Source organism: Paraclostridium sp. (genome assembly GCF_051656405.1).
Lineage (GTDB): Bacteria > Bacillota > Clostridia > Peptostreptococcales > Peptostreptococcaceae > Paraclostridium.
The window spans coordinates 79651-92763 of record NZ_JBOGBV010000053.1 but is presented as its reverse complement, the minus strand read 5'-3'; the positions used below and the strand labels follow the sequence as shown (position 1 = coordinate 92763).

At 26.5% G+C, this 13113-nt stretch carries 15 protein-coding genes; 13 read left to right on the top strand and 2 right to left on the bottom strand.

Annotated features, from left to right (window positions below; translation table 11 throughout):
• From ACRDDE_RS07510 to ACRDDE_RS07465, 10 genes are all read left to right on the top strand, one after another.
• Positions 1-803 (top strand): ABC transporter ATP-binding protein (locus ACRDDE_RS07510; protein ID WP_438626676.1); only part of this gene is annotated, 803 nt, incomplete at its 5' end.
• 2 nt (positions 804-805) lie between these two features.
• The gene (locus ACRDDE_RS07505) at positions 806-1516 is read left to right on the top strand and encodes an ABC transporter permease (RefSeq protein ID WP_438626675.1); all 711 of its coding nucleotides are present in this window, start codon (positions 806-808) and stop codon (positions 1514-1516) included.
• 46 nt (positions 1517-1562) lie between these two features.
• Positions 1563-2255: a response regulator transcription factor gene (locus ACRDDE_RS07500; protein ID WP_438626674.1), complete on the top strand. Its 693-nt coding sequence runs from the start codon at positions 1563-1565 to the stop codon at positions 2253-2255.
• A 25-nt stretch (positions 2256-2280) separates the two neighbouring features.
• Positions 2281-2745, top strand: coding sequence for an LURP-one-related/scramblase family protein (locus ACRDDE_RS07495; RefSeq protein ID WP_438626673.1), 465 nt, complete (start codon positions 2281-2283; stop codon positions 2743-2745).
• Positions 2746-2865: 120 nt separating this feature from the next.
• Positions 2866-4239, top strand: a complete 1374-nt coding sequence (locus ACRDDE_RS07490; RefSeq protein ID WP_438626672.1) for an ATP-binding protein — start codon at positions 2866-2868, stop codon at positions 4237-4239.
• A gap of 104 nt (positions 4240-4343) precedes the next feature.
• On the top strand, positions 4344-4466 hold the full coding sequence (locus tag ACRDDE_RS07485) for a hypothetical protein (RefSeq protein ID WP_438626671.1): 123 nt from the start codon (positions 4344-4346) through the stop codon (positions 4464-4466).
• A gap of 134 nt (positions 4467-4600) precedes the next feature.
• Entirely contained in the window at positions 4601-6943 is a 2343-nt protein-coding gene (locus tag ACRDDE_RS07480) for an immune inhibitor A domain-containing protein (RefSeq protein ID WP_438626670.1), read from the top strand.
• Positions 6944-7053: 110 nt separating this feature from the next.
• Positions 7054-7884 carry an aminotransferase class I/II-fold pyridoxal phosphate-dependent enzyme gene (locus ACRDDE_RS07475; RefSeq protein ID WP_438626678.1) on the top strand — a complete coding sequence of 277 codons (831 nt, stop codon included), beginning with the start codon at positions 7054-7056 and terminating at the stop codon, positions 7882-7884.
• 96 nt (positions 7885-7980) lie between these two features.
• Positions 7981-8415: a MarR family winged helix-turn-helix transcriptional regulator gene (locus tag ACRDDE_RS07470; protein ID WP_438626669.1), complete on the top strand. Its 435-nt coding sequence runs from the start codon at positions 7981-7983 to the stop codon at positions 8413-8415.
• A gap of 23 nt (positions 8416-8438) precedes the next feature.
• Positions 8439-9212, top strand: a complete 774-nt coding sequence (locus ACRDDE_RS07465; RefSeq protein WP_438626668.1) for an EFR1 family ferrodoxin — start codon at positions 8439-8441, stop codon at positions 9210-9212.
• Positions 9213-9280: 68 nt separating this feature from the next.
• Here ACRDDE_RS07465 and ACRDDE_RS07460 read toward each other — a convergent pair whose 3' ends face one another.
• Both ACRDDE_RS07460 and ACRDDE_RS07455 read right to left on the bottom strand, forming a co-directional pair.
• A complete protein-coding gene (locus ACRDDE_RS07460; protein ID WP_438626667.1) occupies positions 9281-9619 on the bottom strand; it encodes a DUF1622 domain-containing protein in 339 nt (112 codons plus the stop codon).
• 63 nt (positions 9620-9682) lie between these two features.
• Entirely contained in the window at positions 9683-10600 is a 918-nt protein-coding gene (locus ACRDDE_RS07455; protein ID WP_438626666.1) for a CPBP family intramembrane glutamic endopeptidase, read from the bottom strand.
• A 153-nt stretch (positions 10601-10753) separates the two neighbouring features.
• On the opposite strand from ACRDDE_RS07455, the gene ACRDDE_RS07450 reads away from it, so the two are divergent.
• The 3 genes from ACRDDE_RS07450 to ACRDDE_RS07440 all read left to right on the top strand — a co-directional run bounded on the left by ACRDDE_RS07450 (position 10754) and on the right by ACRDDE_RS07440 (position 12820).
• Positions 10754-10960, top strand: coding sequence for a DUF378 domain-containing protein (locus ACRDDE_RS07450; protein ID WP_021431189.1), 207 nt, complete (start codon positions 10754-10756; stop codon positions 10958-10960).
• A gap of 143 nt (positions 10961-11103) precedes the next feature.
• Positions 11104-12453, top strand: a complete 1350-nt coding sequence (locus tag ACRDDE_RS07445; protein WP_438626665.1) for an MATE family efflux transporter — start codon at positions 11104-11106, stop codon at positions 12451-12453.
• A gap of 97 nt (positions 12454-12550) precedes the next feature.
• Positions 12551-12820: a hypothetical protein gene (locus tag ACRDDE_RS07440; RefSeq protein WP_438626664.1), complete on the top strand. Its 270-nt coding sequence runs from the start codon at positions 12551-12553 to the stop codon at positions 12818-12820.
• Positions 12821-13113: the final 293 nt, after the last annotated feature.

Below are 13113 nucleotides of genomic sequence, written 5' to 3'. Positions count from 1 at the left end.
TAGGGCCAAATGGAGCTGGTAAAAGTACTACAATGAAGATGATATTGAATTTAATTAATAAAGATGGAGGAAAAGTTTATATTGATGGATATGATATAGACAAAAAATTTAAAGAGGCTATAAAAAATGTAGCAGCTATAATAGAAAGTCCGGCAATGTATCTTGAATTAACGGCATATGAAAATTTAAAAATCGTAAAAAATTTTAGTGATACGTATTCTTGTAGTTATGAAATTGATGAAGTATTAGAAATAGTAGGACTTAAAGATAGAGGAAATGAAAAAGCTAAAAATTACTCTTTAGGTATGAAACAAAGGCTAGGTATTGCTATGGCACTTATAAAAAATCCTAAAATAATACTATTAGATGAACCTACAAATGGATTAGACCCAAAAGGTGTTATAGAAATGAGACAATTAATAAAAGAATTGGTAACTAAGCACAAAAAAACTATTATTATATCTTCACATATTCTACATGAAATAGAAATGATTTGTAATAAAGTTATAATTATAAAAAATGGGAAGCAGATTCTAGAATCAGACATAGAAAGCATAACTACTAAAAAAGATTTATTTTTTATAAAAACTACAAGCATAGGAGAAGCATCAAGGATTTTAAGTGATAAAAACTATGCAAAGGTAGAAAAGATAGAAAAAAATGGAATAATTGTTCAAGCTAATGAAGCTAGCATAGCCTTAGTAATAAAAGAACTTGTAAATAATAATATACCAATATATGAAGTATCAGTAAGCAATAGTTCTTTAGAAGACATATTTATAGAAGTGACAGGAGGTAATTAATTATGAATAGTATAATAAAAAATGAATTTATAACTAATAAAAAAAGCGCTTTGATATTGGCAAATATTTTAATACTAGCATCTACAGCACTAGCGTATTTTGCAACTACTAAAATATCAGGGACTGAAGTTTTAAGTGAATCACAAATAATGTCAATGTTTGTTCAATCAACATTAAAGATAATACCTCCGTTTATTATAATTTTAATTTCTAAAGTAATAACTGAAGAATTTTCTAATGGAGGAATGAAAATATATCTTATAAATCCTATAAGTAGGACGGAAGTTTTAATAGGCAAGTTAGTATTTATATGGATAAATGTGTTGATTACTATAGTAACTCAAATCATAATAAGTATTATAGCAACTTCAATATTGACTCAAATCCCAGATCTAGGATTAATTAGCGATGTAATTTATAAATATTCAGTTACGTTAATACCTATAGTAGGGTTGATTTCAATTTTATTTATACCAGGACTTTTAATAAAAAGTTCAAGACATACAATATCATTTGGTATTTTCATAATAATTGGATTTGATATACTATGTTCATATTTTACAAAATTGAATCCATACAGCATAACTTATATATTAAAAAATATAGCAGATATAAATAATAATATTGTTAATAATATTATAATAAGTTTAGTTTATTTGTTAGTAGGAATGGTAGTTTCAAGCTACATTTTTAAAAATAAGGAAATAAGATAATTTAAATATAAACATATAAGTCTAGTAATATTAAAGGAGAATTATAATGCATAATATTTTAGTCGTAGATGATGAAAAAGAAATAGTAGAGTTAATAGAACTTTACTTTAGAAGTTCTGATTATAAAATATTTAAGGCCTATGATGGAATCGAGGCTATTAATATTATAGATAAGAATGATATTAATTTAGCTATTGTTGATATAATGATGCCGAATTTAAATGGATATTCATTAATTCAAAATATAAGAAGCAAGTTAAATATACCAATAATAGTTATTTCAGCAAAAGTTGAAGGATACGATAAAATATTAGCTTTAGATATGGGAGCAGACGATTATGTTACAAAGCCATTTGATCCTTTAGAATTAGTTGCTAGAGTTAATGCACAAATAAGAAGGGTGTATGGATATTCAAATTTACCTGAAATTGAAGAAAAATTAATACAAGTTGGAGATTTAAAGTTAGATTTAGAAGCTTTCAAGTTAACAAAAAATAATAAAGAAATATCGCTTACATCAACAGAATTAAAAATAGTTGAATTATTTATGAAAAATCCAAACAAAGTTTTTACAAAAAAAAACTTATTTGAATCTGTGTGGGATGAAGTTTATATAGCAGAAGATAATGCTATAATGGTTCAAATAAGTAAAATAAGAGATAAAATTGAAGATACTAGTAAAGAACCAAAATATATAAAGACTATAAGAGGAATAGGATATAAATTTGAAAGTAAATAAATATTTATAAATTAGGAGGAAAACTATGAAATATTATATGAAATCTAAACTTTTTAAATTGAAGGAAGACTTTTGGATAAAAAATGATAAAGAAGAAGATGCATTTTTTGTAGACAATAAATTAATGTCTGTAGGGCTACAATTTAAAATGATGAAAGATGATAAAACTTTATATGATGTAAAACAAAAACTAGCATTATTACCTAAGTATGAAGTTATAGAAAATTCAGAAGTAGTAGCGACTTTAAATAAAAAATTAACTTTTATGAAAGATAAAATGACTATAAATTGTAAATATGGACAGATAATGGTAAATGGAAATTTATTTGATAGAAAATATAAGATGTATAAGGAAGACAAGGAAATAGCTGATATAAAAAAAGATTTATTTAAACTTACAGATGGATATACAATAGATATAAATTTTGAAGATGAAGCTTTTATATTAACATTAATAGTAATAATAGATGATATACTAGATAAACATTAAACATATTAACTAAAAAAATGTAATCAAAATTGAAAACATTGGTAAAATACTCTATATATAACAATTTATATATAGAGTATTTTTATAATAATAATTAAAAAACATGAAAGGAAAATTATTTTGAGAAAAGGTAAAAGTTTATATAGTATATTTGTAGTAAATTCTATTTTAGCTACATTAATATTTATAATTGGGATAGTACTATTTCTTTATTTAACGTTAATTGAAATCAGAGATGTAGTAAATAGTAAAAATTTAGAAGTAACAAAAAGGGAAATAAACTATTTATTTAAAGAAAATTATCAAGATATAGATATTAAAAAAGTATTAAATGAAGATGGATGGATAGAAGAAGTAAAAAATGGTAAAGTAGTAAATGTAACAGGTGTAAAAAAAGATAAAAAAGAATTTTACTCAGTTGAAGATTTTATAAATGAAAAAAATACAAACTATAAGTATGAAGCAAGAGCATATAAACAAGGTGATAAATTATATATTGTAAAGATACCAGATTATAGCTATAAGCTTTTGCATGAAATGTATGGAACTAAAAAAGCCAAAACTTACATATATTTTAGTCTAGTACTAACAATAGCTATAGTATTTTTAATGTTTGTTTTGCTATCTATACTGTCTATAAAAAAGATATCTAGGCCACTTAAAATTTTAGAAAATGAAATAAAAAAAATGAGTGAAGGTTATTCAAACGTAGGTGTTAAGTTTAATTCATATAGAGAATTTAATAAAATAAAAGAATCATTTAATACCACTGTTGATAAACTAGAAAAATCTGAAATCGAAAAACGTATTGCTGAGGACAGTAAAAAGAGAATTATAAGAGATATTTCTCATGACTTAAAAACGCCAATAACTTCAATATTAGGATATTCAAAGGCAATATCACAAGGAGTTGTAACAAATGAAGAGGAAAAAAAGATATATTTAGATTATATATACAATAAAGCTAAAAGAATTAATTATTTAGTTGATGAATTATTTGTTTTTTCAAAGCTGGATAGTCCAGGTTATAAGTTAAATTTAGAAAAACATGATATAAGCGAATTTGTAAGAGAATTAGTAGCTTTGTATTATATAGATATAGAAGAAAATGGATTTTTACTTAATGTGAATATACCAGAAGAAAGTATATACTCTATTATTGATACTAAGGCATTAGAGAGAGCCTTAGGAAATATAATTATAAATGCAATAAAATATAATGAAGTTGGAACAACTATTACTGTTGATTTAATAAAGAGTGACAAGTATATAGATATAATTATAGCTGATAACGGATGTGGTATTTCAGATGAAGTTATAGAAAATATATTTGATGAATTTGTAAGAGCTGATAAAGCGCGTAAAACAGACGGAGGAAGTGGGTTAGGACTAGCAATAACTAAAAAAATTATAAAACTTCATAATGGAAAATTAAAATTGTATAGTGAAAAAAATATAGGAACAAAGTTCTCTATAAGGTTAGCTAAAATATAAAAAGATCTTGGGATGGACCCAAGATCTGCTATTTTTTAGCTATATATTACTATATAATATAATTAAATCAGTATTAAAAAGGAGTATTGATTTCTTGTGAGGTTTTGAAAAATATAGGGAATGAGAATACACTATATTTTGCGGCTACACATGACGTAGAACTTACATATATGTTTGATGATAATTATAGAACAAGAAATTTCTTGGATACTGGTAAATGGAAATAGCAAGCACCTTATTAAAAAATAAGGTGCTTTGTTTTTTATACAATAGATTAAATTTATATAAAAATTAAATTATATATTAGAATTGGGACGTTGTATTCCATAGTATGTAGAAAATAATATTTAGGGGGACTTTTATGCACTCAAAGAGGGTAGTATCTTTAGTTATTACATTAGGGTTATTAGCGGGGTCACTGACTTCAGTAAATGCATTAAATAATGAAAAACAAAATATAAACAGTTCACATAGAAGCGCTAATGATAATATAAGTGGACCGGTAGATATATCTATAGCTAATGAAGAGAAAATAATAGAAATGTTAAAAAAGGAAGGTAAAATAGACAAAAATGCAAGCTTTGAAGAATCAAATAGGGCTTTTAGAACCTATATGAATGAATTAGCAAAAAATAATAAAAGCCAAAATATAACTAAACAAGAAAATGAATTTAAATCAAAAGAAAAAAAGAATATAAAAAAACATAGCCAAAATCAGTATCAGGTAAAGACTAGTAATGAAGTTACAGAGGTAAATGTTTTGACTGTTTTGGTTGAATTCAATGATTATAAACATAATGAGATAAAGCCAGGGGAATCAAATATGTATTATGAAAACTATGGAAGAGATCATTTTCAAGATATGTTGTTTGGTGAAAATGGATATAAAGGGCCTAATGGAGAAAATTTAGTGTCAATGAAGCAATATTACGAGCAACAATCAGGGGGGACTTTAAAAATAAATGGAAAAGTAACTGATTGGTATACTGTACCAGGAAGTGCAGCATCGTATGGAGAACAGGAAGGTTCTAATAATGATATAAATGCAAGACAATTAATAAAAGATGGATTGACAGAATTAGGCAAAGATAAAAATATAAATTTAAGTGATTTTGATAAAATAGATAGATATGATTTAGACGGAGATGGTAACTATAATGAACCAGATGGAATGATTGATTATTTGATGTTTATACATGCAGGTATGGGTCAAGAAGCTGGAGGAGGAAGTCTTGGAAGTGATGCCATATGGTCTCATAGATGGAATTTAGGAGGGATTTATCAAATAGAAGGAACGCAAAGTGAAAATAGTTCAACAGGGAAATTTCTAGCGTATGACTATACTATAAATCCAGAAGATGGAGCAGGCGGGGTGTTTTCTCATGAGTTTGGGCATGACTTAGGTATGCCAGATGAGTATGACACTCAGTATTCAAGTAGTTATAGTGAACCTATATCAAATTGGTCTTTAATGTCATCTGGAAGTTGGGCAGGAAAAGTACCAGGAACGGAGCCTACAGGGATAAGCCCATATAGCAAACAACTTATGCAAATTAAATACGGTGGAAATTGGCAAAAATCAACAGAGATAGATTATAAAGATTTAACACCAAAAGGTATGACATTGGATTTGAAGCAAGCAAGTGAAACGGGGCAAACAGTAAAAGTAAATTTACCTGATTTAGAAACAGAAATAGTTAAGCCATTTAGTGGTGAAAATGTGTATTGGGGTGGAAAAGGAAAAGGTGGAGAGTCATTGAAAAACTCCATGACAGCAGAAATTAATTTAAATAATACTAATAACCCACAGTTAAAATTTAAAACTTTATATGATATAGAAAAAGGGTGGGATTTTGCAAGCATACAGGTTAGAGAAAAGGGCAGTCAAGATTGGAACTATATCCAAGGTAACATAACTACTAAAGACCATGATCCAGGAGCGGAGGTAGTTATTCCAAATGGAATAACAGGAAAATCTGATGGATGGGTAGATGCTATATTTGATTTAAGCGATTATAAGGGGAAAGATGTAGAGATAAAATTTGAATATCAGACAGATAAATATACTTTTGGAAGTGGATTTTATGTAGATGATATAAGCATATTTGATGATAATAATGAATTATTCTTTGATAATGCAGAAGAAGGATCTAAATTTGAACTGAATGGATTTAATATTGATAAAGGTAAGGTTTATTCTAAAAACTATTATTTAATAGAATGGAGAAACCATGATGGAGTAGATGAGGGGTTAGCTGGAATAAACTCATTTGGCCAAATGTATGAATATGACCCGGGTATGGTTGTATGGTATGTAAATGAGTATTATAGTGAAAACTGGACTGGAGTACACCCAGGAGGTGGATATTTATCAGTTGTAGATGCAGATCAAACAAATATACCTTGGCATTTTTATGACAAAGAAACTGAATCATTAATAGCTAGTAATAAATATCAAATGCATGATGCAGCATTTAGTTCTAAAAAAGGGAGTAAATTTTCTATAGATGCAGGAGAATCATATGGAAGAGTAGCTATAGACAAATATTCATCTGCAAATCCTAAGTTTAGCGATAAAAAAGATTTTACTAATCAAGCAGCTCCAGAATTAGGTGTTAAGGTTCCAGAGTTAGGAATGGAGATAAAAATATTACATCAAGCAAAAGATAATAGTAGTGCTACAATTAATATAAGTAAAAAATAAAATAAATAACCCTTATATGAAATATTTAATATAAGGGTTATTTATTTTTATAGATAAAAATTTAAAATATAGGTAAACTAATAAAATAAAATAAGCCTAATGTTGGAGTAATATCATCAATCTGTGATGAAGACTTTACAATATTTAGTGACGAGTTAAATCATGCAAGTATAATAGATGGATGTAGATTATCAAAAGCTCAAGTTGTAGTTTATAAACACAATGATATGATAGATTTATCAAATAAAGTTAAGTTAAAAAATAGTAAGTATGGGGTTATAGTTACAGATAGTGTTTTTAGCATGGATGGAGATATAGCTAATTTAAAAGAAATTGTAAATATAGCAAAAGATAATAAATTAATGACTATAGTAGATGATGCCCATGCTACAGGCGTTATAGGAGAAAAAGGAAAAGGAAGTTGTGAATATTTTAATATTAAAGATATAGATATTATTATAGGCACATTAAGTAAAGCCATTGGGAGTGAGGGAGGATTTGTATGTGCAAATAGTGAAATAACAAATTTTTTGAGAAATAAAGCAAGAAGCTTTATTTTTTCAACAGCATTATCACCTTCCGTTGTATCTGCATCTATAAAAAGCATAGAAATAATTGAAAAAAATCCTGAGCTGATAAAGAAACTTAATGAAAATGTTAAATATTTCTGCGAAAAATTAGGGGAGATAGGATTTGAAGTGAAAAGCAATACCCCAATAGTTCCTATAATTATAGGAAATGAAGATATTGCTAATGAATTTAGCAAAAAATTATTAGAAGAAGGTATATTTATACCAGCTATAAGATATCCCACAGTTAAAAAAGGAGAATCTAGACTTAGAGCAACACTTATGGCAACGCATAGCTTTGATGATATAGAATTTGCTATAGAAAAAATAAAAAAAGTAAATAATTTTATAAAAAGTAATGCTACGAAATAAATTTTGTAGCATTACTTTTTATAAAATTGTTGCGTGCGCAACTGAGATGCATTATAATAATTTAAAAATAAGTAAATAAGTATATGGAGGATTAAAATGAAAAAATATGAACCTCTTGGAGATTTAATATATTTTATATCAAAAGAACTAAAATCAAGAATGGATGAGTCTTTAAAAGACAGAAATTTAGGGCAAGGGCAATTATTAACTCTAATGACTTTATTTAAACTAAAAAATTATGATGAAATCACTCAAGAAGATTTAGCTAAGGTTATGGGGATAAATAAAGCTAATACCAGTAGAAATTTAGCTAAATTAAAAGAAAGTGGATTTATAGTTATAAATCAAAGTAAAGAAGATCAAAGGAAAAAAAATATTGCGCTTACAAATAAAGCTTTTGAAGAATTTTTATATTTAGAAAAAATTATGAGAGAAATTCACAATGAAATGATATCTGGATTAGATTCATTTTCTTTAGATTGCACTCTGTCTACACTGGTAAAGATGAAAGAAAACTTATGCAACAAATAGGACTTAAACATTAGGAGGCATATATGAAGATTAATATATTATATTTTTCAGGAACAGGAAATACACAATATGTAGCAAATTATTTAGGTGAAAAACTAAAAAATGAAAAACATGTAGTTAAAATTAATAGTATTGATGAAAATACTACAGTTGATGAAGATGTGGATTTACTTATAATTGGAGGTCCAAATTATGCATCAAATGTACCTGAAAAACTTTTAAAATGGGTAGTTGAAAATGTACCTAAAAACAAATCTAATGCAATCGTTTACTGTACATCAGCAGGAATAGTTAATGCTCATGGGGTAGACTCATTAGAAAATAAATTGAAAAAAAAGGGATATAACATTGTTAGTAAAGAAACTTTTGTAATGCCTAGAAATTTTTATTTTGGCAAATATCCTCAAAACACATATGATGAGATTCATCAAATTTTAAGTCAAACAAATGAACAGTTAGATGAGTTATTAAAAAATATCAAGTTCAATAATTATAAAAATGAAAATAAAGAAATCGCTAGTATATTAAAAATAGATTTTTTTGCTAAGTTATTTAACTTTATAGCAAAATTTATAGGCAAAAGTCTTTCAGTAGATGATAGTTGTATAAAATGCGGTAAATGCATAAAAAATTGTCCTAAAGCAAATATAAGCTATGATAAAAACAAAAACGTTAAGTTTGGAAATGATTGTATGGCTTGTATGAGGTGTATACACAACTGTCCTAAACACTCAATAAGTTATAATAATAAAAAGTATGATCAATATAACTTAAATCAATATATAAAAATTAAATAAAATCTATGTAGTAAGATAAAAAAGGAAGTAGTTTAAATAAATTTATTTAAACTACTTCCTTTTTGCATTTAAATTTTTCTGCTATTTTCATTATTATCTTGTTTAATTTCCCATTCTATAACAAAAGTCATAAGCACTCTAAGTAAAAATACAGCGCCTAAAATAACAAGTTCATCCAGTGTTTTTACTAATACTGTTTTTAAAATTTCAGCTGCCAATTTAAATTCAAGACCTGTGGCCATAGCTGTAGCAAATTGATGTTTTACGCTAACATCTATTTTAAATAAAACTTTTCTAATATAGTAATAAAAAGCTGTAAATGCTCCTATAGATATAACTACAACGCCCATAAACTCAAAAATGCTTACTAAAATAGGAATGTATTTAGTCATAAACTCTTCTAGCATAAAAATCCTCCTAAATTGAAGAAAAAATCGTTATAAATAGTATTAGTTAGATTAAGATAATTATTATAAATATTTATTAAAGAAGCCTTTTCTATCAAGTAAAAGAATAAAAGCTATCCCTATTATTAATATAAGGGTAGATGCAAGACCAGCTTCAGGCCCAAAAACTCCACCAGATATAAGGCTGTTTCCATTTAAGTTAAAATCAAATAAGCTTCCAACAGAAACATTTAATCCACTAACTTCAAATCCAAATAAATTGCCTTGAGCAAAATTCCACGCACTATGCATACCACAAGCACCCCAAAGGTCGTTTGTTTTTATTACATATAGACCAAATAAATACCCAACTAGTATTATATTTAAAATGGCTACTATATTAACATTTGGGTTAAATAGATGAAGTAGGCCGAAAAGAACAGATGAAATAAATAAACCAATGTTTACATTGTAGCGTGCACTTAAAATATTCATAAGCCACCCTCTAGTTAAAATTTCCTCTGTTCCACCTTGAACTATCCAGCCTATTAAAACAATAAAGATGTTTAATAAAGCAAATTTACCTACAGGCTGAGAAGGAGCTTGTTCTAAATATACAAATCCGAATAAATATAGAACAAGTACGACTAAACTCATTAAAATCAGTCCTATTAAAAATCCTATCGAATACTTTCTAAACCAATTGTGTTTAGAAAAACCAATTGAGCTAATACTTCTTTTTTCTATTTTTGAAACCCTAAAAAATACTAGTAAAGATATACCAATAAAGCTTAGTAATGATGCTATTAGCATTAAAAAATCAGGGTTAGATGAAAATAAAGGCATACTACTTATTAACGAAATTAATGGAATAACAACTATAGACCCTAAAATTGAACCTATATTTAGAAATAATAAAGCTAAAATTATTGCCCAAATAAAATTTGGTAGTTTTTTAGAAGTTTTAGCTTTGTCTACTAAAGTTTCATTTCTTATAAACATAAAAAACACCTCCTAAATAGCTATACAATAATACTATCATAAATGACTGAATAACGCTTTCTTATATTGCGGATTTTAAAATTAGAAAAAAAGAATAATTGAAAAAATACTGGAAATAATAACTAAAAGAAAAAATTAAAGGAGTGTATAAATATGTTATTGAAACAAATCTCATTAGTATTAGTTATTATAGGAGCTTTAAATTGGGGTTCTATAGGTCTATTTGAACTTGATCTTGTAGGATACTTATTTGGAGGAACATACTCGATGATAAGTAGAAGTATATTTACATTAGTAGGGGTAGCTGGATTATACTCTTTATATACTTTAGCTACATTAAAAGATGATAAAAATAGATAGAATTTATAATAAATAAAATTCACACTAGAAGGTGTGAATTTTTTATTTTGTTAGAAAACTTAAAATATTTGTTGAATGATATTGACTCTATACCTACTATAGACTTTATAATGTGTTTTAGGAAAAATAATAGGAGGGAAATTATGGTTAGTGAATTTTTAAGATATGCAGTCCCATCATCATTGGCAATGTTTATATCGTCATTATATACCGTTATCGATGGAATCTTTGTTGGCCAAGGTGTTGGAGACTCTGCATTAGCAGCTGTAAATATAGTTCTTCCATTTACTGTAGTTTTATTTGGTATTGCAAGTATGCTAGCAGTTGGAGGAGGAGCTTTAGTATCTAAGAATGTAGGTGCTGAAGACATAGATAAAGCAGTTGATATATTTAGACAAGTATTTAAGCTATTATTAATTATAAGTATAGTAACAAGTATAGTTTGTATCGTGTTTACAGGTCCAATTGTAAGGATGTTAGGAGCAACGGATAATTTAGAACCTTTAGCCGTTGAGTACCTTAAATATTATGCTATTTTTTGCACGCCTAACTTAGTTGGTATAGTATTAAATAGTTTTGTAAGAAATGATAATAGACCAAAACTTGCGATGGTTTCAACTATTGCAGGAGCTATAACGAATGTAATATTAGATTATGTATTTATATTTCCTTTGGGCATGGGAATCAAGGGAGCTGCAATAGCTACAGGGTTAGGACAAATAGTTACAGTAGCTATACTTCTTCCACATTTCTTAAATAAAAGAGGGTATTTAAGCTTTGGAAATACATCTTTAAATAAAGATACAATGAAAGAAGTTTTAAACATTGGGTTCCCATCATTTTTCGGACAAGCAAGTTTTTCAATCATTGTATTCTTACACAATATAGCACTATCAAACTTTATGGGAGAAATAGGTATATCGACATATAGCATAATAAACTATATAACTACAAATATTTATATGGTTTTACTAGGATTAACATTTGGAGCACAACCTCTTATAAGTTATAATTTTGGAAGAAGAGACTCTAAAAAAATGTTAAAATTCTATGAGATAAATTGCAAGTGTTCATTAGTTGTTAGTATAACTGCTGCATTGATATGCTATGTATTTGGAAGAAGCATTGTTGGTATATTTACAACTGATCCAAACATAGCAAAACTTGGGTATCATGGTATAAAGATAGCATGTTTAGCGTATATAATAGGAAGTATAAACTTAAACACATTAGTTTATTTTCAAGCTATTGAAATACCTAAATTTTCAAACTTAATTTGCGTATTTAGATCAATTATATTTTTACCTATCTGTTTAATTGTATTACCAAAGTTATTTGGTTTAAATGGAATATGGTTAAGTGTATTAGTTTCAGAATCTATAACATTTATAGTTATGTATATAATGGCTAATGTAAGAAAATATACTGCTAAAGTAATAAATGAATCAGAGCAAAGTCAAAATATAATTTTAGGCGATGCATCTAATATATAAATAAAAAACTGGACTCTATTTAAAGGGTTCAGTTTTTATTTTTTTAAAAGGGGTAAAACGATTATATGATTAAAATTATATGGAGGATTAAATTAAATTGATAGATATAAAAAATTTTAGAAAAGCTACATTTGAAAATTTAAAAAAAATTGATGTAGGAAATAAAATTGAATTGCTTACTTTTAAAAAGGACAGAAAAGTAACGATTGAAAAAATTGATCAAAATATATTTAATGTTATTCAAGACGGATTTGAGTATAAACAATTTTATAATTTAGATGGCAAAAAATTAGAAAAAGGTTTAAAACAAATTCAAAGAGCTGAATTTCCGAAAAGTAATAAGTTTTTTTTGAAAATAATAAAATAGAAATATTTTAATTAATAAATTTAAAGGGAATGGAAGTATGAATAGTAAAATTATAATAAATGAAAATAATTATTTGAATAAGTTTTTTTAAACGAACAAATCCTATGAAAAAGATATAAAACAAAATATATTTACAAAACTAGAAGATATAATTGTTTTAAAACCATATAAAATTAAAACTGTTAATCATTTAAAAAGAAATAATAATGTCATATATGAATACAAAATAGTGGTAAAAAATAATAAGTTTAGAGTTGCGTACACTAAACATGAGGACATAATAGAAGTATTTT